Raw genomic sequence first — 24,005 nt, forward strand, 5'->3', positions numbered from 1 at the left:
GCAGGTGTCCACCGATCTTGTGACCTACGAGCTAAAGGGCGACGTGGCCCTGATCGGGCTGAACCGGCCCGACAAGCGCAATGCGCTGAACGAGGCGACCGTCACCGCGCTCGGCGAGGCGATCGACAAGGCCGGCGATGAAGCGGCGGCGGCGGTCCTGTTCGGACACGGCAAGGTGTTCTCCGCCGGGTTGGACCTGGCGGAACTGGCTGCGCGGCTCGATCCCGACGCGCCGTTCCCGCGCCGCCGGCCGCGCCAGCTGTGGCACGAGACCTTCGACCGCATCGCCCGCGGCTACATCCCGGTGGTGGCGGCGGTGCATGGCGCCGTGGTCGGCGGCGGCTTGGAACTGGCGGCGGCGGCCCATATCCGGGTGGCCGACGAGACCGCCTTCTTCGGCCTGCCTGAGGGCCAGCGCGGCATCTTCGTCGGCGGCGGCGGTTCGGTGCGGGTCCAGCGGATCATCGGCTATCCGACCATGGCCGACATGATGCTGACCGGCCGGCTCTATTCCGCGCGCGAGGCGGTGGAGATCCGGCTGGCCCAGTATGTCGTCCCGCCTGGCGAGGCGGTGGCCAAGGCGGTCGAGCTGGCGCAGAAGATCGCCAAGAATTCGCAGAACACCAACTGGATGATCACCAACGTCCTGCCCCGGATGAACGACATGTCCCATGACGACGGACTGTTCATGGAGCACCTGAACTCGGCCGCCAAGAAGCCGCCCTCGTCTCTGGAGCGGCTAACGAGTTTCCTCGACAAGAAGGCCGAGCCGCTCAAACAACCGGAATAGACGCGGCCGCCGGATAGAGGTCGAACGTAAACGAACCACCGGCCGCATTTGGGAGGAACGACCACCGTTGCAACAGAACATCGTCATCGCGGGCTATGCCGAGACTCCGATCGCGCTGAAGACCGGGCGAAGCGCCTTCGACCTCGCCGGCGAGGTCTTCGCCGACCTGCTGGCCAAGACAGGACTTAGCCCGCGCGACATCGACGGCCTGTCCGCCACCCTGCCGCTGAGCGAGAGCGGCAACGTCTTCCTGGCCGCCTACATGGCTGACGCGCTCGGCCTGACCCCGACCTGGCTGAACGCCAGCGGGCTGGGCGGCTGTTCGGCCGTGGGCGGGGTGGCGCGCGCCCAGTCGGCGATCCGCGACGGGGCCTGCAAGATCGCCTTGGTCGTCTCGGCCGACGCGGTCAGCCTGAGCGGGCCGGGACACTTCGGCGCCTACCGGGCGGAGTTCTCCGAACCCCAGGGCGTGCAGACCCCGGCGGCGGCCTTCGGCCTGCTGATGAGCCGCTACGATCACCAGTACGGGCTCGACCCTACAGCGCTCGGCAAGATCGCGGTGACCCAGCGCGAGCACGCCTGTCTGAACGCCAATGCGCTGGAGAAGCTGCGCAAGCCGCTGACGATGGAAGATTATCTTAAGTCGCGCATGATCGCCGATCCCTTGCGGGTGCTGGACTGCGTGATGTTCTGCGACGGGGCCAACGCCTTCCTGGTCATGGCCGAGTCCGAGGCCCGGGCGCGTGGCCTGAGCAAGATGGTGCTGCCCACCGCCTACGCCGAGATCACCAACTATGCCGGCGACCAGTCCTGCCCTGACATCACCGAGAGCGGGTTCTGGCGGATTGGCCCGCAGGTGCTGGCCAAGGCCGGGCTCAAGCCCGACGCCATCGACATGTTCCAACCCTACGACGACTTCACCATCGCGGTGATGATGCAGATGGAGGCGTTTGGCTTCTGCGAGCGGGGCCAGGGTTCGGCCTATGTGCTGGCGACCGACCTGTCCCACCGGGGCGTGCTGCCGCTCAACACCGGCGGAGGCCAGATCTCCGCCGGTCAGCCGGGCTTGGCCGGCGGCGGGCTGAACCTGGCAGAGGGCGTGCGCCAACTGTTCGGGGAAGGGGAGGGCCGCCAGATCGCCGATCCCAAGACCGCCCTGGTCACCGGCATCGGCACCATTCCGTACGGGCGCAACTGGTCGACCAGCGCCGCCATGATCCTGGAGGCCTGACCATGACGTCGCCCGCTCCGCGTCCCGTCCCGCGCCCGGATGTCTATGTCCACACCCAGCCGTTCTGGACCGGTGCGCGCGAACGCAAGCTGCTGCTGCAGTTCTGCACCGACACCGGCCAGTTCCAGCATCATCCGCGTCCGGTGAGCATCCATTCCGGGAGCCGCAATCTGGAATGGCGCGAGGTCTGCGGGCGCGGCGTCATCTACGCCTGCAGCATCCTGCGGGTCGGGCGGCCGGATGCGGCGGCGCGGCTTCCGCTGGATATCGCGACCATCGAGCTGGAAGAGGGCGTGCGGATCATCGCCAACATCATCGACAGTCCCGCCGACAGCATACGGATCGATGCGGCGGTGGTGCTGGCCTGGGACATGCTGGACGACGACATGCCCTATCCCGCGTTCAAGGTGGTGGGCTGACGATGGCCGCGCGATCCCCGCAACCGGGCAGGCGGCGATCCCATGCTGCGTCCTGAGACACCCGAGCAGTCCGCCTTCCGGGCGGAGGTGCGCGCCTGGTTCGAGGCGGAACTGCCGCCGTCCCTGCGCGACCTGACCTTCCGGCCGGCGCGCGAACTGATCATGCCCTGGTACAAGCGGGTGTCCCAGCGCGGCTGGCTGGCGCCCGAATGGAAGCGCGCCGATGGCGGCATGGAGGCGACGCCGGTCCAGCAGATCATCCTGATCGAGGAGGCTGCTCGCATCGGCGCGCCGGACCTGCCCACCCAGGGCGTGCACCAGATCGGGCCGATCCTGCGCCGCTTCGGCACCAAGGAGCAGCAGGCGCGCCACCTGCCGCCGATCCTGGCCGGGGACATCCTCTGGTGCCAGGGCTATTCCGAGCCCGGCAGCGGGTCGGACCTCGCGTCGCTGAGCACGCGCGGCCGGGTCGAGGGCGACGAGATCGTCATCACCGGCCAGAAGACCTGGAACACCTGGGCCCACAACGCCGACTGGATGTACGCCCTGGTGCGCTCTAACGAGGATGCGCCCAAGCGTCAGAACATCACCTTCGTGCTGATCGACCTGAAGACGCCGGGGATCACCCGCCGGCCGATCCTGACGCTGGCCGACGATTATGAGCTCTGCGAGGTCTTCTTCGACGAAGTGCGGGTCCCGCTCGAGAACGTCGTCGGCGAGGTCGACAAGGGTTGGGACATTGTCACCGCCCTGCTGACCAACGAACGGGTCCAGATCGGCTCGCCCTCCAACGCCCTGCGCGCCCTGCAGCGCGTGCGGCGGATCGTGCGGCTGCTGGGCGAGCGGCTAGATGCCAGCGGTCGGGACAAGGTGGCCCAGGCCGAGATCGAGGTCGCGGCCCTGACCGCCGCCTTCCTCCAGGCGCTAGAGGATCTGGCGGCGGGCGTTCAGTGCGACGCCTCCTACCTGAAGATCCTGGCCTCCGAGACCACCCAGTTCGTGCTCGACGTCGAGCAGGGCCTGTGCGGGCCGGCCGCCGCGCTGAAGTCGCCGGAACGTGTCGGTGAGGACGTGATCGATTTCAGCGAGTTGTTCCTGCAGTCGCGCCGCCTGTCGATCTATGGCGGCACCAACGAGATCCAGCGCGGCTTGCTGGCGGCTCGGGTGCTCGAACTTCCCAAGGGGCGATGAATGTCTGACAGCGCCTCGGAACGCGGCCTCCTGCGCGACAGCGCCAGGCGGCTGCTCGACACCGGAAGCCAGCTCGGGCGGACGCGTGCGGCGCGCGCAAGCTGGCCCGAGGTGGACCGGAAGATATGGGGGGAGGTCTGCCTGGCCGGTTGGCCCATGCTGCTGGCCTCCGAGGTGGACGGCGGATGGGGCGCGGACGCCAGCGACATGGTCGCCGTCCTCGACGGTGTCGCCGACCTGCTCGCGCCTGAACCGTTCGCGGCCAGCCTGGTGGTCGCGCCCTTGTTGCTCGCTTGCGGGACGTCGTCGGCGCGGGCCGTGCTGGACGACATGGTCGAGGGCCGCTCCATCGCCCTGACAGCCTTGGGCGAAACCTTTCCGATGGCGGGCGACCCGACCCACGTCGTGGCCGAAGCCCAGTGGGCGGATCGTATCGTCTGTGCAGATCGGACGGGCGGGGCGTTCCGCCTGCTGGCGGTCGAGCGCGAGGAACTGGATCAGGCTTGGCCCGCACGCAGGACAGTGGACGACGGATCGCTGCGCTTCTTCTCGATCGAAGGGGTTGCAGGTCAGGAACTCGGCCTAGGCCCAGATATCCAAGGGGCTTTCGAGGCGGCGGGGAACCTGTTGCGGCTCGGCGCGGCGGCGAGCCTGGTGGGCGTCGCCCAGCGCGCCTTCGACATGACGCTGGACTACCTGAAGGTCCGGCGTCAGTTCGGCGTGCCCATCGGCTCCTTCCAGGCGCTGCAACATCGCGCCGCCTCGATGCATGTGGGCTGCATGGCGGCCAGGGCGCTGGTCAGGGAGGCCGCCTTGGCGGTCGGGACCTCGAACGAGGGACGGGCCTGCGCCATGGCCAAGGCCAAGGCGTCGGCCATGGCCGTCGGGCTGGTCAAGGAATGCGTGCAGATGCACGGCGCCATCGGGTTCACCAACGAATACGACCTAGCCCTCTACTTCCGGCGAGCCGTATCGCTCGCGTCTTCCTACGGCGGGGCGGATATGTGTCGTCAGCAAGTCTTCGACGACACTGTGCAGGCCTTCATCAAGGAGCAGGCGGCATGATGAAGTTCCATTTCATGCACCTGATGCCCTACGCCGCCATCGATCAGGCAGAACGAGCCAAGTACAACTCGGCCTGGGTGACGCTGCCCAACAGCCTCTACGATCCCGAGCAAGGTTCGCGTCTGTATCACGAGTACATCGACGACCTAGTCCGCGCCGACCGGTTGGGCTTCGACGGCGTTTGCGTGAACGAGCATCACCAGACCGCCTACGGCATGATGCCGTCGCCGATCGTCATCGCCTCGATTCTGGCGCGCGAGACCAAGACCTGCAAGATCGCCATCCTAGGCAGCGCGATACCGCTGCGCGATCACCCGCTGACGCTCGCCGAAGAGCACGCGATGATCGACACCATCTCAGGTGGCCGGCTGATAACGGGGTTCGTGCGCGGGATCGGGGCGGAATACCACGCCTTCGGGGTCAACCCGGCCAAGTCGCACGAGCGGTTCCACGAGGCCCATGATCTGATCATCCGGGCCTGGACCGAGCCGGGTCCTTTCGCCTTCGAGGGCAAGCACCACCAGGTCAACTATGTGAATATCTGGCCGACGCCCTATCAGAAGCCGCATCCGCCGATCTGGATACCGTCGCAGGGCTCGCAGGAAACCATCGAGTTCGCCTCCCACCCCGACCACAAGTACACCTACCTGCAGACCTTCAGCCCTGCGGTGCAGGTGAAGAAGTTCCTCGACGCCTATCGCCAGCAGGCCGAAACCTACGGTTACGAAGCCGACGACAGCCAGCTCGGCTGGGCGGTGCCGGTCTATGTCGGCGAGACGGACGCCCAGGCGCTCGAAGAGGCGCGGCCGCACTACGACGCCTTCCGCAACGTGTTCGCCAAGATGCCGCTGCCGATGCTGATCCCACCCGGCTACACCTCGGTCAATTCGCTGATGCGGCTGATGGGCAAGAGCGGGCCGGCCAATACCGTGACCTTCGAAGAGTCCGTGCGCGACGGCATGATCATCTGCGGCGGCCCCGACACCGTGCGCGAGAAGCTCGAAGCCTATCACCACGATATCGGCTTCGGCCACTTCCTGGCCAACCTGCAGTTCGGCACCATGCCGTCGGAGATGACGGCGGCCAATCAGCAGCGCTTCGCCGAGGGGGTCATGGCCCCGCTGCGCGCCCGCTAGCCCTCGTCGCAATGCACCGCTTGTTGGCGTTTCCGCCAAGCGTGACGTCGCCGCGATGAGCGCCCGCAGGATACTTGGATCGTCCGGGCGCCGGATCCGCTGAAGCGGGCGACGTGCCAATCCTGACGTTTGAGCCTTGCGCAGGTGGGGAGGGGGCCTCCGCCGCCGCGCATTTGACGCCAAGATATCATGACGTCATGATGTCTTATCGCGCCGCCTTATAGTGTCCAGGGTTCGGGATGTCTGACCGGGGCCGCGCGGCCAGGTGTGGTTGATGAGTGTGGAATTCGAGCTTTGGCTGTTTGTGGGCTCTTTCGGCGCAAGTGTGCTGGGTGGAATGCTCGGGATGGCCAGCGGCGTCTTCATCGTGCCGATCCTGACGATCTTCGGTCGTCTTGATATTCATGCCGCCATCGGCGCGAGCATCGTGTCGGTGATCGCCTGCTCTTGTGGCGGAGCCGGGCCGTTCCTGAAGGCCGGCCTCACGAACTTGCGGCTTGCGGTCGTCCTGGAGGTCGCCACCACGCTGGGCGCCCTCAGCGGAGTGGCCCTGGCCGGGCTCGTTTCCGCCAGGGCGCTCTTCCTGATCTTCTCGATGGTTCTGGCGGTCTCGGCTTGGCAGATGCTGATGGGTCGCCGAAAGCCCGATGTCGCGGCTGCGACGCCCTCTGCCAAGTCTTCTCGGCTGCGGTTGGACGCCAGCTATCCCGATCCGAAGCTCGGACGGGACGTGCATTACAACGTTGAGCGGCTCCCCCTCGGCATGGGCATGATGTATGCGGCCGGCCTGCTGTCGGCGCTCCTGGGCATTGGAAGCGGCGTGCTGAAGGTCCCGGCCATGGACGCCGTGCTTCGCTTGCCGATGAAGGTATCGTCCGCAACGTCCAACTTCATGATCGGCGTGACTGCGGCGGCGAGTGCGAGCGCTTATTTCTTCCGTGGCAATATTGTCCCCGGCATCGCGGGCCCTGTCGCCCTGGGATCGGTGGCGGGCGCGGCGCTCGGCGCGCGCATCCTGTTGATCGTTCCCACTGACAAGCTGCGGGGGCTGTTTATAGGCGCCCTGGCGATACTGGCGGTGCAGATGCTGCTTGCGGGGTTTGGCGTGGATTTGGCGCGGCTGAATTTATGACGCCCGGCGATCCAAAAGCCGCCAGCCTGGACGCGCGCCTATCGGCGACGCTGCGCTGGGGAACGCGGCTCGGCGTGGTGCTGATCGCCCTGGGGCTCCTGGTCCCTGCCGGCCGCCCGCTTGGGGCGGTGCTGGTTATGACGGGGGTGGGTGTCTTCATCCTGCTGCCAGCCGCATGCGTGGCCCTGATGTCTTGGGCCTTCGCCATGGCCCGCGATCATCTTTTCATGGGGATCGCGGGCCTGGTCCTGGCCATTATGGCGCTGGATGTCGCCATGGTCCCGGCTTCGCGTCCTAGCCGCGCGCCATCGCATGGCGCCGGGCCAGCCATCCGTCGACCGAGAACGGTCCTGCACCTCTAAGCACCAGAGACACAAGCCCCGCCAGGTAAAGCAGATCCGTCTCATAGCCAGGTTGGCCGAAGTGAGCGCCCGTGGCCGTCACCGATTGCAGCTTGATCGAACTGAACCCGTTCGGCAGGTGGACGGTGACGATCGCAACGGCGAGGACGGCGGCCATGGGTATGCTGGCCAGCGGGATGAGCGCGCCGGCCAGGACGGCGAGGCCGCCCAGAAGCTCCACCAGGATCGTCGCCCAGGCCATGAAGTGGGGGGCAGGCACGCCGAGTGCATGAAGTATCTGGGCGAAGGAATCAGGGCCTCGCGCCAGCTTGGCGTATCCATGTTCCACGAAGCCGTAGCCGACCATCAGCCGAAGCGGGATCGGCGCCCATCGCACGGCTCGTCCCTCCAGCGCGCCCCAAAACCCGTTCATCATCGTCACGTCCCTTCGCGGCAGGCTTATGATCGTTGGGAATTCGTGCGCGTGGCCGAGTAGGTTACAAGAGGTGCGGACGTCATGATGTCTGGGATAAAAATATGATCGATTCGCCGCCTGACCGATCTCCCCTGTACGCGCGGGTCGAATCCGCCCTGGCTGAGCGCATTCAGCTCGGCGCCTTGTCGCCTGGGGACCGTCTGCCGTCGGAGGACGAGCTTGCGGACGAATTCGCGATCAGCCGCACCACGGTCAGATCCGCGATCCAGAGCCTCATCCAGCGTGGGCTGGTGGAGATACGCCGGGGTCGCGGGACGTTCGTCACCTCCCCGAAGATCGTCCAGGAACTCACCAACCTTACCGGTTTCGTCGAGGACATGGAGGCGCTGGGCCGTGAAGCTACCGCTGAGCTGCTGGATCAGCGTATCGTGCGGGCCGACCCCGCCGTCGCGCGGCGCCTGGCGATCGCGCAGGGCACGCCTGTCACCCGCATCCGGCGAATACGCCTCGCCGACGGGACGCCGCTTTCTTATGACGAGACCTTCCTGCCCGTCCATCTCGGCGAGAAGGTGGTCGCCGACGACTTGGAGACCGAACCGATCTTCGCCTTGTTGGAGCGCAAGTACGACACGCCCCTGGTCGAGGCCGAATACCAGCTTGAAGCCGGCGTTGCGGACTCAACCATTGCGGCCGCGCTGCGAGTGTCGCTGGGCAGTCCAGTCTTCCTGATCGAGCGCACCTCCTACACCACGGGCGGCCTACCTGTGGACTATGAGCGGCTTCACTATCGAGGCGACAAAATCCGATTCATCACGCGCCTAGCCCGCAGAGGCGCGGTTGGTTCTGGAAGCTGAGGCGGCGGGCGCCTTCTCGCTGTGGCTGGTTTCTGCGGGGGCAGGCAGCTCGGCCGGGCCCATGAAAAAGGTCGGGCGATCGATCATCTGAGGCCTGCGCCTCGGATCGATCGCCCGACCGATTGTCCGGTGGACGGGGCGGCTGCTGGATCAGGCCGAAGCATTGGCCTTGCTGAAGACCCGTTGGACGTCTTCCTTGAGTAGGTAGACGGACACGGCCAGAAGAACGACGTCCTTCATCAGGAAGGGGACATTACCGACCATGGCCGGAAAACCGCCAGCGGACGGAGCCCACCCATCGGGCGTGAAAGGAATGATGGTCACGGTGCCGATGAACGTGGCCACCGAGCCAAGCGCACCGAGCACTCCCAGCTTCTTATTCCAGAACCCGGCAAGCAGAAGCGCTCCGAAGGTCCATTCGCTGACGCCCAGGAAGGTGCTGGCGCCGCGGATACCGAAGGCGGGATATAGCCAGAAGATCAAGGGCCCGTGGCTGATGTATGGGATCAGCACCTGAGCTTCATATGCGAACCACTTCTGATAGCCGAAGAAGGCGAAGATGATGACCATGGCTCCCCGGAGCAGGTGGTAATCCAGGTCACGCCGAAGCAGCCCGGATTTCGCAAGCGTGTTGACGATGACGTTCATTGGTTTTCCCCTGTGGAAAGCACTGCTGAGTTCGCTCCGAACTGAGCGCGGGTTGGAGGGATGCGACCTGGATGGAAGGATCGGACGCTGCAGGTGCAGCGTCCGCTCGGGTCAATCGATCAGTGCACAGCCGGGAAATCGACGACCGTGTTGTTGATGCGGTTGAAGACGTTGGTGAACACAGTCACCGCGATCGCCAGGCTGATCTCGACCAGTTGGGTGTCGGTGTAACCGGCGTGCTTGATTGCTGCGAATTCGGCTTCGTTGATGGTGCCGCTGGTGTTTGCGAGCACCTTGACGAAATGGACCAGGGCGTCGCGTTTGGCGTCACCCGTCGGCTGACCGTCCCGCAGTTGCTTCAGGACGTCCTGCGGCAGGCCGGCCATCTTCCCGAGCAGGCTATGGGCTGCGACGCAGTAATCGCAGCCGGCAGCGACACTGACGACGAGCTTGATCGTCTCTTGATCCGGCTTGCTGAGCGATCCGCCAGCCAGCACGCCATCTGCATTCAGGACGGCTTGCAGGGCTGCTGGCCCGTGCGCCCCGATGGTGGCGAATGTGTTCGGCACGCTCCCAGCCATCTTCTTGATCTTGGCGTAGACTTCGGCGGTTTGGCCGGTCGCGCTGTCGAGAGCCGGGGTGATGATGCGAGACATGTGCGTTTTCCCTTGTGCTTGCGGGCGACGTCTTCCCTGACGACAAGGGCCAAGATAGGCGCAATGGTGGGATTGCTAATCCTCATATGGCTCAATAACATGCTCGTTAGTTTCAATGTCGGGATGTGGGTGAGATGGAGCCGATTGACTGGCTAAGCCGCCTGCTGGTGATGATGCCCGTCAGCGGGCGAGCCGAGCATCGTTGCTTTTTCGGTGCGCCGTGGCGTTTGGAAAACCCGCCATCCGATGCCGGGGAGGTCCCGTATCATATTGTTTTGGCGGGCTCGGCGGTCCTGGATGGCGTCGAGGGCGCCCCATCCCGCCGCCTCAAGGCCGGCGACATCCTCCTATTGACGCACGGTCCGGCGCACATCCTTCACGATGGCGGCGGGCAGGAACCTTCGCCTAATCGACAGCGCTTTGGGCCCATCCTGACGATCGACGAGAACGACGGCGACGGCGAACGACTCGATATGCTCTGCGGACGATTCATCTTCTCGCCGGCACATGAACGGCTCGTCCATGACTACCTACCCGCACGCCTGGTGGTGAGCGCAGCCGAACATTCGGCTGGAACCGCTCGCCCCGGCGCTCGCGCGCAACTGGCCAGCCTTGTCGGATTGATGCGGTCGGAATCGGCGGAGGAGAACCTGGGCGGCAGAGCCATGCTTGCCGCCCTCTCGACGGCGATGTTCACGCTCACGCTGCGCCTGGCCAGTGAGGACGTCGAAGCGCCAAGCGGACTGCTGGCGCTGGCAGGCCATCCGCGACTTGCACCTGCGCTGACGGCGATCTTCAACGAACCGGCGAAGCCCTGGACGCTGCCAGAGCTCTCAAGCCTCTGCAGCATGTCGCGGGCGACCTTCATCCGTCAGTTCCAGCAGAGCCTGGGACGCTCGGCCACCGATCTCCTGACCGACGTGCGCATGACCGTGGCCGCAAACGAACTAGGCTCATCCTCCACCCCGACCGGCGCGGTGGCGGAGGCTGTGGGCTATCAATCCGAGGCCGCCTTCCAGCGCACCTTCAAGCAGCACATGGGCGTGACGCCGGCGCAATATCGACGCCAGGCTGCCGCCTCCAACCTACACCGGCGGGGAGGGGACGTGCAGCCACCCTCTCCTGCGGAGCCATGATTGTCGGTGCGTGCGCTGGGACGTACCGTTAGCGATCGATCATGGTCATCATCTTCTCGCCATAGCGCGGACCTGACACCCTCTCCGGCGCCAAGGCGTGGTCGAGCGCTTCCATCTGTGCGGCGTCGAGTGCGATGGCGGCGGCGGCCACGTTTTCTTCCAGATAGGTGCGGCGCTTGGTTCCCGGGATCGGGACGACGTCGTCGCCCTTGTGCAACAGCCACGCCAGCGCGATCTGGCCGGGCTTGGCGCCCAAGCCGTTGGCGATATCGCGCACCGCCTGCGCCGCCTTCACATTGGCGTCGTAGTTCTCGCCCTGGTAGCGCGGGTCGTTGCGGCGGAAATCGCTTTCGGGATAGTCCTCCGCCCGTTTGACCGCCCCAGTGAGGAAGCCCCGCCCCAGGGGCGAGAACGGCACCAGACCGATGCCGAGTTCGCGCAGGACCGGGATCACGTCCTGCTCCAAGTTGCGTTCCCACAAGGAATATTCGCTCTGGATCGCTGAGACCGGATGGGTGGCGTGAGCGCGGCGGATGTTAGCCTCGCCCACTTCGGAAAGACCGAAGAACCGCACCTTGCCCTGTTTCACCAGCTCCCCGACGGCGCCCGCCACCTCTTCCATCGGCACGTCCCGATCGACGCGGTGCTGGTAGAGCAGGTCGATATGGTCGGTTTGCAGCCGCCGGAGCGAGCCTTCGACAGCTTCCCGGATGTGCTCGGGCCGGCTGTCGGTACCGGCCATCTTGGCGTCCGTGATCTTGAAGCCGAACTTCGTCGCGATCACGACCTGGTCGCGTTTGCCGGCAAGGGCGCGGCCCAGCAACTCCTCGTTGGCGAAAGGGCCGTAGACCTCGGCGGTGTCGAGGAAGGTGCAGCCGAGTTCGATCGATCGATGCAGCGTGGCGACGGACTCCGCCTCGTCAGCCGGCCCGTAGGACTGGCTCATGCCCATGCAGCCCAGGCCGATCGCCGATACTTCCAGACCCTGGCGGCCAAGCTTTCGTGTGGTCAACGTCATGACAAACTCCTCAAAACAACGGCGGAGAACCTGGGACCATTCTGTGTCGCACAGCGGTTGCCCTCTCCAACAAATCCCAGGAAACCGCCTTACGAGAGCGAGACCGGTCTCTCTAGGAACTACGCGTCTCGGTCGACTCATCCTGCCCAAGGCGCGCCGGGTCCATTCCATCCAAGGCGAAGGCCGCCCCGATAAGCGCGAGGTGTGAGTAGGCCTGTGGGAAGTTCCCCACCAGGCGCCGCGCGACCGGATCGTACTCCTCCGCCATCAGGCCGAGATCGTTGCTGACCGACAGCAGGTGATCGAACAGCGCTCGGGCTTCCTCGGTCCGACCCTGGAGCGCGTACACGCTGACGAGCCAGAAGGAGCAGGGCAGGAAGGCGCCTTCGCCGGGCGGCAGGCCGTCGTGTCCATCCTCGGTGTGGTAACGCAGCACGAAGCCGTCGATCAACAGGTCGCGCTCGATCGCCTGAACGGTGCCGATCATGCGCGGATCGTTTGCGGGCAGGAAGCCGACGATCGGGATCAAGAGCAGGCTGGCGTCCAGCGCAGGTGATCCAAAACTTTGGGTGAAGGTGTTGCGCTCCGCATCGAAGCCTTTTTGGCAGATGACCGCGTGCATGTGATCGCGCAGGGTGCGCCATCGATCCAGGGGCGCATCCAGCCCGAATGTTTCGGCGTCGCGTACGGTGCTGTCGAGCGCCACCCAGGCCATGATTTTCGAGTGGGTGAAGTGCTGCCGGTCGCCGCGGACCTCCCAGATGCCGTCATCCGGTTCTTCCCAGATCTGTTCGAGGTGCTCCACCAGCGCCAACTGGAGAGCCCAGGCCTGGGTGGCGTCGCTTTGACCAAGGCGACGCGCGATGGACAAGGCCCTGATGACCTCGCCGTAGGTGTCGAGCTGGAGCTGGGTGGCCGCTGCGTTGCCGATGCGCACCGGAGCGGCGCCCTGGTAGCCCGGCAGCCAATCCAATGTCCATTCGGAGAGCCGCCGCTCGCCTCCGATCCCGTACATGATCTGCAGTTCTTCCGGAGCGCCCGCGACCGCGCGATGCAGCCACCGACCCCAGGCGGTCGCTTCGTCCATGTATCCACCGACCATAAGCGCCAGCAGCGTCAGGGTGGCGTCACGGAGCCAGCAGAAACGGTAGTCCCAATTGCGCGACCCATCCAGGTGTTCGGGAAGGGAGGTGGTCGGCGCGGCTATGATCGCGCCGGTGGGGGTGAAGGAGAGGGCCTTGAGCGTCATCATGGAACGCAGCACGGGTTCGCGCCATCCTCCGGCGTACTTGCAGCGCCCGGACCAGTCCCGCCAATAGGCGCAGGTCTTCCGCAGAGCCGTTTCGATGTCCAGGGCCTCAGGCTCGGGCAGATGCGACGGATTCCAGGAGAGGACGAAGTCCTGCACCTCGCCGTGGGCGATATCGAACTCGGCCACGGTCGCCCTGGCCTGGCCCTCAAGCTCGACCGGTGCGCACAGGACGACCCGGTTGGGACCTGCGACCGCCTGCACGCCGCCGCCCTTGGCCAGCCGCGTGACCCAGGGGGTGACTGCGCCGTATTCGAAGCGCAGCACCAATTCCGTCCGCATCGAGACCTGGCCGCTGCGCCCTTCGACCCGTCGCATGACGGCGTGCTGCGGTGGGTCGATCGGCATGAAGTCGATGACGGCGACGCTGCCCCCGTCGGTCTCGAACAGGGTCTCCAGCACCAGGGTGTCGCCCTGGTAGCGCCGGCTCACACGCGCCTGGGCGTCCGCCGGCGCCAGCAACCAGCGCCCATGCCGGTTGTCCCCCAGGAGGGCCGCGAAACAGGCGTCGCTGTCGAAGTGCGGCCAGCAGAGCCAGTCTATGGACCCGTTGCGACCGACCAGCGCGGCGCTGAGGCAGTTGCCGATGATGGCGTAGTCCTCGATGGGCGATGCAACGTCCGCGCGTTCAACTGCGCAATCGCCGCCTTCGCGAGGGGCCGCTGGGTCTGGGGTCAAGGGGGGTCCTGCCGTTGGTCAGCCCCTAAGGGCCAAGTTGCTACAGCGATTGACGCTGCGCGACGTTCCCGCGCGGCATGGGAACGTCTGGACCGGCCGCTGAATGGGATCGGTCCACCGGCGTTTAGGGTGTGAGCGCCCCCTTGATCGGAACCATTCTCACCGCGCCGGATTAGCCCCGTCTACGTATCAAGCTGCGCAGCGATCTCCTCTGAGGCGATCGCATGTAGGCTGAGAAGGCATGATGCTGCTTGCAGGCGATATCGGTGGCACCACGGTCCGGCTTGCGCTCGTTTCGCCAAAAGACGGACCCCGAAAATTCCTGGTCGAGCGGGAGTACCCAAGCGCCGACTTCAAAGGCCTGAAGCCCGCTGTAGAAGCGTTCCTGGCCAAGGCCGACGGTAAGCCCAGCTCGGCCTGCTTTTCCGTGGCGGGCCCGGTGGTCGGGGGCCGCGCCCACCTGACCAATCTTCCCTGGGATATCGACGAGGCCACACTCGCCGCCGATCTCGGTCTACGGCGCGTCGATCTGATCAACGATCTGAAGGCCATAGCCCACGCCGTTCCGCATCTGGAGCCCGACGAGGCGGAAGTGATCAATGTAGGCGAAGCGACTGAGCATGCGCCGATCGCTGTGGTCGCGCCGGGAACGGGGTTGGGCGAGGCTTTCCTGATCTGGGACGGGCGTGGCTATGTCGCGTGTTCCTCGGAGGGGGGGCACGCCGACTTCGCGCCGACCAATTCGTTGCAAGCTGGCCTTTGGAGCTTTCTCAACGACCGATTCCGTCGGGTGGCCTATGAGCGAGTCTGCTCCGGGTCGGGCTTGCCGGACGTCTACGATTTCGTCCGCTCGCGGGACCCGTCTTCGGAAAGCGCCGAGTTCAGCGCCGCACTGCGGGCCGCCCCTGATCGAACACCGGTGATCGTGGAGGCCGCCGTAAGCCACGCAGCGACCAATCCCCTTGCGGCCCAGACGTTGAGGGTCTTCATCGACGTCCTGGGCGCGGAAGCCGCCAACCTCGCCCTGAAGGTGCTGGCGACCGGCGGAGTCTATCTTGCGGGCGGGATGCCGCCGCGGCTGCTGCCTCAGTTGCGCGATGGGGCCTTCATGCGCGCGTTCACGTCGAAGGGACGTTTCAGCGGTCTGTTGCAAAACGTGCCGGTGAAGGTCGTGACCATCAACGCAGCCCTGCTCGGCGCCGCCATCTATGGCCTGGAACAGAAGCCTGGCCGGTAGGCGCAGGTCGGTTTTTTGGCCGGTTGCGCCTGTGCCGGTAATTCAAAGACGGCTTGCTCCTCGACGGCCGAACGGGCGGAACGGACCGCCTACCGGGGCATTCATTCCGAAAGCCGCTGGCCGCCGCTAGGCGCATGCAGTCGTGCGTGCCGCTTACACGCTCGGGAGGGCCCGCAGGAGCGCTGGTCGGAACCGATAGGCGGTGCGTCAAATCGGCGTTGGAGCATAGCCAGACGCCACAGCGCCGCGTTCGTTCGACGGCTCTGTACGATCTCGGCCTACGGAGAAGCCAGATGGATCAAAAATACGCTGACGCCGAGCCCGACACCCGGGCGCAATCCGGCCCCTCCGAGGGTTCCATAGACAAGCTCTCCATCGATACGATCCGCACCCTGTCGATGGACGCGGTGCAGAAGGCCAATTCCGGACACCCCGGCACGCCCATGGCCCTCGCGCCGGTGGCCTACACGCTGTGGCAGTCGTTCCTGCGCTACGACCCTGATGAACCGAACTGGCCGAACCGCGACCGCTTCGTCCTGTCGAACGGCCACGCGTCGATGTTGCTCTATTCGATCCTGCACCTGGCCGGGGTGAAGGACGCGGATCGTAAGGGCGAGCCGCTCGCCGTTTCGCTCGACGACATAAAGGCCTTCCGTCAGTTGGACGGCAAATGCCCGGGCCATCCGGAGCACGGCATGACGGTCGGGGTCGAGACCACCACTGGCCCGCTCGGCCAGGGCTGCGGCAACAGCGTCGGCATGGCCATGGCCTCCAAGTGGTTGGCGGCGCACTTCAACAAGCCGGACCTGAAGCTGTTCGACTTCGACGTCTACGCCATGTGCGGCGATGGCGACATGATGGAGGGCGTGGCCAGCGAGGCCGCCTCCCTTGCCGGGCACCTGATGTTGGGCAACCTCTGCTGGGTCTACGACAACAACCGCATCACCATCGAAGGCCACACCGATCTGGCGTTCAGCGACGACGTCGGGGCTCGGTTCAAGGGCTATGGTTGGAACGTGGAATACGTCGGCGACGCCAACGACACCGGCCGTCTGGCCGAGGCCTTCCAGAAATTCCGCGACACTCACGACGCCCCGACCCTGATCATCGTCGACAGCCATATCGGCTATGGCGCGCCTCATAAGCAGGATACCGCCGCCGCCCACGGCGAAGCCCTGGGGGTCGAAGAGATCCGCCTGGCCAAGCGTCACTACGGCTGGCCGGAGGACTCCGAGTTCCTGGTGCCCGACGGGGTGCGCGAGCGCTTCGACGCCGGCGTCGGCAAGCGCGGTCGCGCGTTGCAGGCGGACTGGTCCAAGCTGCTGAAGGCCTATGGGGCCAGGTATCCCGAGCTCGCCGCCCAGCTCGAGCGGATGCAGAAGCACGAGCTGCCCGAAGGCTGGGACAAGGACCTGCCGAGCTTCCCCGCCGACGCCAAGGGCGAGGCTAGTCGGGCGACGAGCGGCAAGGTGCTGAACGCCGTCGCCAAGCATTACCCCTGGATGATCGGCGGCGCGGCGGACCTGTCGCCCTCGACCAAGACCGACCTGACCTTCGACGGCGCAGGCAGTTTCGAGGCCGGCAAGTACGGCGGCCGCAACCTCCACTTCGGCATCCGCGAACACGCCATGGGCTCGGTGGTGAACGGCTTGGCGCTCTGCAACCTGCGCGCCTACGGCTCCACCTTCCTGATCTTTTCCGACTACATGAAGCCGCCGATCCGGCTCAGCGCCCTGATGGAGCTGCCGACGATCTTCGTGTTCACCCACGACTCCATCGGCCTGGGAGAAGATGGGCCGACCCACCAGCCGGTGGAGCAACTGCTGTCGCTACGCAGCGTGCCGGGTCTGATCACGCTGCGGCCTGGGGACGCCAACGAGGTCGTGGAAGCCTGGCGGGTGATCGGTGGCCTCAAGCATCAACCGGCCACCCTGGTGCTGAGCCGTCAGCCACTGCGGACCCTGGACCGCAAGGTCTACGCCTCGGCAGCGGGGGTGGCCAAGGGCGCCTATGTCCTGGCCGACGCCAAGCCCGGCGAGCCCGAGGTGATCCTGATGGCTTCCGGCAGCGAGGTGCAGCTCTGCGTGGAAGTATTCGAAACGCTCAAGCAGGAAGGCGTCGCCGCTCGGGTGGTCAGCGTCCCGTCCTGGGAGCTGTTCGAGAAGCAGGATCAGGCCTACCGCGACAGCGTCCTGCCCCCGTCGGTCAAGGCGCGGGTCTCGGTCGAGGCGGCGTCGGTGCTCGGCTGGGACCGCTATGTCGGGCCGGGCGGCGCGATCATCGGCATGCATACCCTGGGCTCATCGGCGCCGATCAAGGACCTGATGAAGAAGTTCGGTTTCACGCCGGAAAAGGTGTTGGCCGCCGCTAAGGACCAGATCGCCAAGGCCAAGGAGACGGCTCAGTGAACCCGCTCAAGCAACTGGAAGCCTGCGGGCAATCGCCGTGGCTCGACTATCTCATTCGCAGCCTAGTCGAGAAGGGCGATCTGAAGACCATGATCGAGCGGGACGGCCTGAAGGGCGTCACCTCCAATCCGTCGATCTTCCAGAAGGCGATCGGGGAGAGCGACGAATACGCCGCGGCCATGAAGGCCTTCCTGGGCAAGGCCGACGCCAGCGTCATGGAAATCTACGAACACCTAGCGATCGCCGACATCCGGGCCGCCGCCGACGTGCTGCGTCCGGTCTACGAGCAGACACACGCGCGTGATGGCTATGTCAGCCTGGAATGCTCGCCCTACCTGGCCAACGACACCGAAGCCACCGTGACCGAGGCTAAGCACCTGTGGAAGTCGGTCGAGCGCCCGAACCTGATGGTCAAGGTGCCTGCGACCCCCGAGGGCGTGCCGGCCATCCGCCGGATCATCGCCAATGGGATCAATGTCAACATCACCCTGCTTTTCTCCATCCAAGCCTACGAGGCGGTGGTCGAGGCCTATATCGCGGGGCTCGAGGACCTGAAGGCGGCGGGCGGCGACATGTCGAAGATCGGCAGTGTCGCCAGCTTCTTCGTCAGCCGCATCGACGCCTCGGTCGACAAGGCGCTGGACGGGATCGCCGACAAGGGAGCGGCGGATGCGTTGCGCGGCAAGGTGGCCATCGCCAACGCCAAGCTCGCCTACGCCCGCTATCAGGCGCTGTTCTCCGGCCCACGCTGGGAAGCCTTGGCCGCCGCGGGCGCCAAGACCCAGCGTCTGCTGTGGGCGTCCACCAGCCCCAAGAACAAGGCCTATAAGGATACGCTCTACGTCGAGGCCCTGATTGGCCGTGACACGGTCGACACCATCCCGCCCGCGACCATGGACGCCTTCCGCGACCACGGGATCGCCAAGGCCGACGTGATCGAGCAGGACGTGGCCGGCGCTCAGGCCACGCTCGACAAGCTGAAGGCCCTGGGCGTCTCGCTCGACGAGATCACCACCGAGCTGGTCAAGGATGGGGTCCGCCAGTTCGCCGATGCGTTCGACAAACTGTTCGGCGCCATCGCGTCGCATCGCCGCGAAATCCTAGGCGACGCCAAGCCCACCCTCAGCATTGAGCCCGGCTCCGACGAGGCCAAGGCCGCCTTCGAGGCGGAGATGGAGGTCTGGCGCAAGGGCGGGCTGATCCGCAAGCTCTGGGCTGTCGACAAGACCCTGTGGAGCAGCGCCGACGAAAACAAGTGGGGCGGCTGGCTCAATGTGGTCGAGACGGAGCTGGCCGACATCGCCACGCTGCAGGCCTTCGCTGCTGAAGTGAAGGCGCAGGGCTTCAGCGACGTGGTGTTGCTCGGCATGGGCGGATCGAGCCTCGGCCCGGAAGTACTCAGCGAATCGTTCGGCCACCAGGCCGGCTGGTCCCGGTTCCACATGCTGGACAGCACCGATCCGGCGCAGGTCGCGGCGATCGAGCAGGCGGTGGACCTAGGCAAATCCCTGTTCATCACCTCGTCCAAGTCCGGCGGCACGCTGGAGCCCAACATCTTCACCGACTACTTCCTGGATCGCGTCGGCGCGGTCCTGGGCAAGGACAAGGCGGCGGGGCGTTTCGTGGCGGTGACCGATCCGGGGTCCTCGCTCGACAAGCGGGCCAAGGCGGCGGGCTTCTGGCGGATCTTCTACGGTGCGCCGTCGATTGGCGGCCGCTACTCGGTGCTCTCCAAGTTCGGCCTGGTTCCGGCCGCAGCCATGGGGATTGACGTCAAGCGCCTGCTCGAGACCACGCGGGCGATGGAGCGCGCTTGCGGGGCGGACACGCCGCCGAGCGCGAATCCGGGTGTCCAGCTTGGCGTCGCCCTGGGCGTCGCGGCCAAGACGCTCGGACGGGACAAGGTGACGATCATCGCCTCTCCCGGCATCGCCGACCTCGGCGCCTGGTTGGAGCAGCTGATTGCGGAAAGCACCGGCAAGCAGGGCAGGGGACTGATCCCCCTGGCCGGCGAGCCGCTGGGCGCGCCTGGCGTCTACGGCTCGGATCGCTTCTTCGCCTACCTCGAACTCGAAGGGCGGGCCGACGCGGCGCAGCAGGCGGCGGTCGCGGCCCTGGCCAAGGCCGGCCATCCCGTGGCGCGGATCGCGGTCAAAGACGTCTGGGCCATCGGCCAGGAGTTCTTCCGCTGGGAAATCGCCACGGCGGTGGCCGGCGCGGTGATCGGCATCAACCCGTTCGACCAACCCGACGTGGAGGCCAGCAAGGACAAGACCCGCGCGCTGACCCAGCAATACGAGGAATCGCAGACGCTTCCGACCGAGGAGCCAGTGTTCCGCGAAAACGGGATTTCCCTTTACGCGGACTCGCGCAACGCCGGCGAGCTGGGCCGCCACAACACGTTGGGCGGCTATCTGAAGAGCCATTTTGGCCGGGTCCACGACGGGGACTACGTCGCCTTCCTCGCCTATGTGGATCGCGACCCCGCCCATATCGCGACCCTGACCGAGGCGCGGTCCTTCGTGCGGGACAAGACCCGTGCGGCCACCTGCGTCGGCTTCGGCCCGCGGTTCCAGCACTCGACCGGCCAAGCCTACAAGGGCGGCCCCAACTCGGGCGTGTTCATGCAGATCACCTGCGACGATCCCAAGGACATCGACGTGCCGGGCCACGGCTACAGCTTCGGCGTCGTGAAGGCCGCCCAGGCGCGAGGCGATCTGGATGTCCTGGTGGAACGGGGGCGACGCACGCTGCGGGTCCATCTCAAGGATGTCGACGCGGGGCTGCCGGAACTGGCGCGCGCGATCACCGAAGCCCTCGCCTAGGCGACTGTCGTTATAGGAGTAACCGAATGCAGATCGGCATAATCGGCCTTGGCCGCATGGGCGGCAATATCGCGCGGCGCCTGATGAAGCACGGCCACGAGTGCGTGGTGTTCGACGTCAACCCCAAGGCCGGGCAGGACCTGGCCAAGGACGGCGCGACCGCCGCCGCCTCGGTGGAAGAGATGGTCAAGACGCTGACCAAGCCCTGCGCCGTCTGGTCCATGCTGCCGGCCGGCAAGATCACCGAGGACATGGTGGCCAAGCTGGGTGAGTTGATGGAGAAGGGCGACGTCGTCATCGACGGCGGCAACTCCTTCTACAAGGACGATATCCGACGCGCGAAAACCCTGGCGGAAAAGGGCGTCGACTATGTCGACTGCGGCACCTCGGGCGGAATCTGGGGGATCGGGCGCGGCTACTGCATGATGATCGGCGGCCCCAAGGCGGCGGTGGATCGCCTGGACCCGATCTTCAAGACCCTGGCGCCGGGGATCGGCGAGATCGACCGCACGCCGGGCCGCGACGCCCAGGACCCGCGCGCCGAGCAGGGCTACATCCACGCTGGCCCCTCGGGCGCCGGGCACTTCGTCAAAATGGTGCACAACGGCATCGAGTACGGTCTGATGCAGGCCTATGCCGAAGGCTTCGACATCCTGCGCAGCAAGAACTCCAAGGACCTGCCCGAGGACCAGCGCTTCGAGCTGAACATCCCCGACATCGCCGAGGTCTGGCGGCGCGGCAGCGTGGTCTCGTCCTGGCTGCTGGACCTCAGCGCCATCGCCCTGGCTAAGGATCCCCAGCTGTCCAACTTCTCCGGCTATGTCGACGACTCCGGCGAGGGACGCTGGACCATCGAGGCGGCTATCGAGGAGGCGGTGCCGGCCGACGTGCTGACCACCGCGCTGTACGCCCGCTTCCGTTCGCGCCAGGAGCACACCTTCGCCGAGCGGATGCTGTCGGCCATGCGCTTCGGCTTCGGCGGCCACGTGGAGGGCCACGAGCCGGTCGATCCGCACGCCGCCAAGGAGAAATTGGCGGACAAGGCAGCGCAATAGCATGGCCGATGATCAGCCAATTGGCGGTTCCGCCACGCTCGCGGCCCCCGACAGCGCTTCCCACCACAAGCTGAAGCCAGCCGACCCCTGCGCCATGGTCCTGTTCGGCGCCACCGGCGACCTGGCCAAGCGCCTGGTGGTCCCGGCGCTCTACAACCTGTCGTGCGCCGGCGAACTGCCCGAACACTTCGTCCTGATCGGGGTCGCGCGCGGCGAGGACGACGTCGAGAGCTGGCGCCAGACCCTCTACGACGCGCTCAAGGGCTTCGTCGGCAACGGCTCGGGCACGTTCAGCACCGACCGCATCGACGAGGACGCCTGGAAACGGCTGGCCGACGGCATGTTCTTCGTCCAGGGCGACCTCACCGAGCCGGAGCCCTACACCGAGCTCTGCACCGTTCTGGGCGACGTGGCGAAGAAGCGCGGTACAAAGGGCAACGCCATCTTCTATCTCGCCGTGGCCGACCAGTTGTTCGGGCCCGTGGTAGATCAGCTGAACAAGGCCGGGCTGACCGAGCAAAAGCTCGACGACGCCGGCAAGCCCACCCATTGGCGGCGCGTGGTGATCGAAAAGCCGTTCGGCCACAGCCTGGACTCCGCCCGCGCCCTGAACGCCGACATCGGCAAGGCGCTGGCCGAGGACCAGATCTTCCGTATCGACCATTTCCTGGGCAAGGACACCGTCCAGAGCATCATGGCGTTCCGCTTCGCCAATGGCCTGTTCGAGCCGATCTGGAACCGCGACCGCATCGACCACGTGCAGATCACCGCAGCCGAGACGGTGGGCGTGGAGAAGCGCGGCGACTTCTACGAGCGGACCGGCGCGCTGCGCGACATGGTGCCCAACCACATCTTCAGCCTGCTCTCGCTGGTGGCCATGGAGCCGCCGGTCGGGTTCGATGCGGCCTCGGTCATGGCCCGCAAGGCTGACGTGCTCGCCGCCATCCCGCCTGCCAAGCCGGCCGACGCTGTGCGCGGCCAGTACGGGGCGGGCGAGGTGAAGGGCGAGAAGAAGACCGCCTATCGCGACGAACCCGATGTGGCGAAGCACTCCAAGGTCGAGACCTACGCCGCCCTGCAACTGGAGATCGACAACTGGCGCTGGGGCGGCGTGCCCTTCTTCATCCGCACCGGCAAGCACCTGTCCGGCCGGATGACCGAGATCGCCATCCGCTTCAAGCCTGCGCCCTATTCGGTGTTCCAGGACACGCCGGTCGATCGCATCCGGGCCAACTGGCTGGTCATGCGCATCGCGCCCGACGAAAGCATCTCGCTGCAGTTCGAGGTCAAGCAGCGGGGGCCGCTGATGGAGCTCGCCGCCGTCGACATGGCCTTCAAGTACGACGACTGGTTCAAGAAGGAACCGAATGTCGGCTACGAGACCCTGCTCTACGACGTGATGATCGGCGACCCGACCCTGTTCATGCGCGCAGACATGGTCGAGCATGGCTGGCGCATCGTGCAGCCGGTGCTGGACGCCTGGGAGAAGCCGGAGGCCGACTTCCCCAACTACGCCTCGGGCAGCGAAGGCCCCAAGGCGTCCGACGAACTCATCGGCCGCGATGACGACCGCCGCCGTTGGCGGCCGGTCGTGGCGCCTGCAAAGCGAACCGCATGAACCGGGCCAAGGACATCCGCCTGCTGCTGAGCGACGTCGACGGCACGCTGGTCAACCAGGACAAGATGCTGACCCCCGGCGCGATAGCGGCCGCCAAAGCGCTGCGCGACGCCGGGATCGGCCTGGCTGTCACCAGCAGCCGGCCACCGTTCGGCATGGGCATGCTGGTCGAGCCGCTGGGCCTGAAATTGCCCATCGCGGGGTGCAACGGCGGCGTCCTGGTCAATCCGGACCTGACGGTGATCGAGACCAACCTGATCGACGCGGCGGCGGCCCGGAAGGTGGTCGACTTCCTGCGACAGATGAAGGTCGACGTCTGGCTTTACACCGAAACCGAGTGGGTGGTTCCTGACTCCAAGGGCGCCCATGTCGAGCGGGAAGCCTGGATCGTGAAGACCGATCCCGTGGTCGCTTCGAGCTTCTCCGCCGCGCAGCTGGCCCATGCGGTGAAGGTCGTCGGCGTGTCGCAGGACTTCGACCGGATCGCCGAATGCGAAACGCGCGCCCAGGCCCTGTTCGGCGACACCGTCAGCGCCACGCGCTCGGCCAACTACTTCCTCGACGTCACCAATCCGAAGGCCAACAAGGGCGGGGTGGTCGACACCCTCGCCCGGCGGCTGAATATCTCCACCGACCAGATCGCCACCATCGGCGATATGCCCAACGACGTGCTGATGTTCGCCAGGAGCGGCTTCTCCATCGCCATGGGCAACGCCAGCGACGCGGTGAAGGCCCAGGCCAAGGCCGTGACGACGTCCAACCAGGAGGACGGGTGGGCCCATGCGGTGCGCACCTTCATCCTGCCGGCCGGCGCCGCCTGAT

At 66.1% G+C, this 24,005-nt stretch carries 21 protein-coding genes; 16 read left to right on the plus strand and 5 right to left on the minus strand.

The genetic code is table 11. From position 1 onward, the window contains the following. Nucleotides 1-4 precede the first annotated feature (4 nt). From GSQ87_RS00535 to GSQ87_RS23020, 8 genes are all read left to right on the plus strand, one after another. Nucleotides 5-790 carry a crotonase/enoyl-CoA hydratase family protein gene (locus tag GSQ87_RS00535; RefSeq protein WP_158912616.1) on the plus strand — a complete coding sequence of 262 codons (786 nt, stop codon included), beginning with the start codon at nt 5-7 and terminating at the stop codon, nt 788-790. Nucleotides 791-857: 67 nt separating this feature from the next. Continuing rightward, nucleotides 858-2,021: a thiolase family protein gene (locus GSQ87_RS00540; RefSeq protein ID WP_158912617.1), complete on the plus strand. Its 1,164-nt coding sequence runs from the start codon at nt 858-860 to the stop codon at nt 2,019-2,021. Between the two features lie 2 nt (nt 2,022-2,023). Further along, entirely contained in the window at nt 2,024-2,440 is a 417-nt protein-coding gene (locus tag GSQ87_RS00545) for a Zn-ribbon domain-containing OB-fold protein (protein WP_158912618.1), read from the plus strand. 42 nt (nt 2,441-2,482) lie between these two features. After that, a complete protein-coding gene (locus GSQ87_RS00550; RefSeq protein ID WP_158912619.1) occupies nt 2,483-3,631 on the plus strand; it encodes an acyl-CoA dehydrogenase family protein in 1,149 nt (382 codons plus the stop codon). Then, nucleotides 3,632-4,696, plus strand: a complete 1,065-nt coding sequence (locus tag GSQ87_RS00555; RefSeq protein WP_158912620.1) for an acyl-CoA dehydrogenase family protein — start codon at nt 3,632-3,634, stop codon at nt 4,694-4,696. Further along, nucleotides 4,693-5,832 carry an LLM class flavin-dependent oxidoreductase gene (locus tag GSQ87_RS00560; protein ID WP_216838861.1) on the plus strand — a complete coding sequence of 380 codons (1,140 nt, stop codon included), beginning with the start codon at nt 4,693-4,695 and terminating at the stop codon, nt 5,830-5,832. Before GSQ87_RS00555 ends, GSQ87_RS00560 begins: the two co-directional genes overlap by 4 nt. A 280-nt stretch (nt 5,833-6,112) precedes the next feature. Next, nucleotides 6,113-6,964 carry a sulfite exporter TauE/SafE family protein gene (locus GSQ87_RS00565; RefSeq protein ID WP_216838863.1) on the plus strand — a complete coding sequence of 284 codons (852 nt, stop codon included), beginning with the start codon at nt 6,113-6,115 and terminating at the stop codon, nt 6,962-6,964. Between the two features lie 137 nt (nt 6,965-7,101). Beyond that, nucleotides 7,102-7,326 (plus strand): DUF1634 domain-containing protein, encoded by a 225-nt coding sequence (locus GSQ87_RS23020; RefSeq protein WP_371416625.1) that lies wholly within the window; start codon nt 7,102-7,104, stop codon nt 7,324-7,326. On the opposite strand, the gene GSQ87_RS00575 is transcribed toward GSQ87_RS23020, so the two are convergent. Then, nucleotides 7,259-7,738, minus strand: a complete 480-nt coding sequence (locus GSQ87_RS00575) for a DoxX family protein (protein WP_216838865.1) — start codon at nt 7,736-7,738, stop codon at nt 7,259-7,261. The genes GSQ87_RS23020 and GSQ87_RS00575 overlap by 68 nt on opposite strands. Nucleotides 7,739-7,842: 104 nt before the next feature. On the opposite strand from GSQ87_RS00575, the gene GSQ87_RS00580 reads away from it, so the two are divergent. Next, the gene (locus GSQ87_RS00580; RefSeq protein WP_216838867.1) at nt 7,843-8,595 is read left to right on the plus strand and encodes a GntR family transcriptional regulator; all 753 of its coding nucleotides are present in this window, start codon (nt 7,843-7,845) and stop codon (nt 8,593-8,595) included. A 150-nt stretch (nt 8,596-8,745) separates the two neighbouring features. Here GSQ87_RS00580 and GSQ87_RS00585 read toward each other — a convergent pair whose 3' ends face one another. Both GSQ87_RS00585 and GSQ87_RS00590 read right to left on the minus strand, forming a co-directional pair. Further along, on the minus strand, nt 8,746-9,243 hold the full coding sequence (locus tag GSQ87_RS00585) for a YkgB family protein (RefSeq protein ID WP_158912624.1): 498 nt from the start codon (nt 9,241-9,243) through the stop codon (nt 8,746-8,748). A gap of 119 nt (nt 9,244-9,362) precedes the next feature. Beyond that, the gene (locus tag GSQ87_RS00590) at nt 9,363-9,899 is read right to left on the minus strand and encodes a carboxymuconolactone decarboxylase family protein (RefSeq protein WP_158912625.1); all 537 of its coding nucleotides are present in this window, start codon (nt 9,897-9,899) and stop codon (nt 9,363-9,365) included. Nucleotides 9,900-10,033: 134 nt separating this feature from the next. Here GSQ87_RS00590 and GSQ87_RS00595 point away from each other — a divergent pair, with 134 nt between their 5' ends. After that, nucleotides 10,034-11,035: a cupin domain-containing protein gene (locus tag GSQ87_RS00595; RefSeq protein ID WP_158912626.1), complete on the plus strand. Its 1,002-nt coding sequence runs from the start codon at nt 10,034-10,036 to the stop codon at nt 11,033-11,035. A 28-nt stretch (nt 11,036-11,063) separates the two neighbouring features. On the opposite strand, the gene GSQ87_RS00600 is transcribed toward GSQ87_RS00595, so the two are convergent. Together GSQ87_RS00600 and GSQ87_RS00605 are read right to left on the minus strand one after the other, a co-directional pair. Next, entirely contained in the window at nt 11,064-12,053 is a 990-nt protein-coding gene (locus GSQ87_RS00600) for an aldo/keto reductase (protein ID WP_158912627.1), read from the minus strand. Nucleotides 12,054-12,165: 112 nt separating this feature from the next. Next, nucleotides 12,166-14,040, minus strand: coding sequence for a glycoside hydrolase family 15 protein (locus GSQ87_RS00605; RefSeq protein WP_158912628.1), 1,875 nt, complete (start codon nt 14,038-14,040; stop codon nt 12,166-12,168). Nucleotides 14,041-14,281: 241 nt separating this feature from the next. On the opposite strand from GSQ87_RS00605, the gene glk reads away from it, so the two are divergent. From glk to GSQ87_RS00635, 6 genes are all read left to right on the plus strand, one after another. Further along, nucleotides 14,282-15,277, plus strand: coding sequence for a glucokinase (gene glk / locus GSQ87_RS00610; RefSeq protein WP_216838869.1), 996 nt, complete (start codon nt 14,282-14,284; stop codon nt 15,275-15,277). 293 nt (nt 15,278-15,570) lie between these two features. Beyond that, nucleotides 15,571-17,685: a transketolase gene (tkt, locus tag GSQ87_RS00615; protein WP_158912629.1), complete on the plus strand. Its 2,115-nt coding sequence runs from the start codon at nt 15,571-15,573 to the stop codon at nt 17,683-17,685. Further along, nucleotides 17,682-20,510 carry a bifunctional transaldolase/phosoglucose isomerase gene (locus GSQ87_RS00620; protein WP_158912630.1) on the plus strand — a complete coding sequence of 943 codons (2,829 nt, stop codon included), beginning with the start codon at nt 17,682-17,684 and terminating at the stop codon, nt 20,508-20,510. The genes tkt and GSQ87_RS00620 overlap by 4 nt, the downstream gene beginning before the upstream one ends. 26 nt (nt 20,511-20,536) lie before the next feature. After that, nucleotides 20,537-21,565, plus strand: coding sequence for a phosphogluconate dehydrogenase (NAD(+)-dependent, decarboxylating) (gene gnd / locus GSQ87_RS00625; protein ID WP_158912631.1), 1,029 nt, complete (start codon nt 20,537-20,539; stop codon nt 21,563-21,565). A gap of 1 nt (nt 21,566) precedes the next feature. Further along, nucleotides 21,567-23,183 (plus strand): glucose-6-phosphate dehydrogenase, encoded by a 1,617-nt coding sequence (gene zwf, locus GSQ87_RS00630; protein ID WP_216838871.1) that lies wholly within the window; start codon nt 21,567-21,569, stop codon nt 23,181-23,183. After that, nucleotides 23,180-24,004, plus strand: a complete 825-nt coding sequence (locus GSQ87_RS00635) for a Cof-type HAD-IIB family hydrolase (protein WP_158912632.1) — start codon at nt 23,180-23,182, stop codon at nt 24,002-24,004. The genes zwf and GSQ87_RS00635 overlap by 4 nt, the downstream gene beginning before the upstream one ends. Nucleotide 24,005: the final 1 nt, after the last annotated feature.

This window comes from Caulobacter sp. S45, from assembly GCF_009765965.1.
Taxonomy (GTDB): domain Bacteria; phylum Pseudomonadota; class Alphaproteobacteria; order Caulobacterales; family Caulobacteraceae; genus CAHJWH01.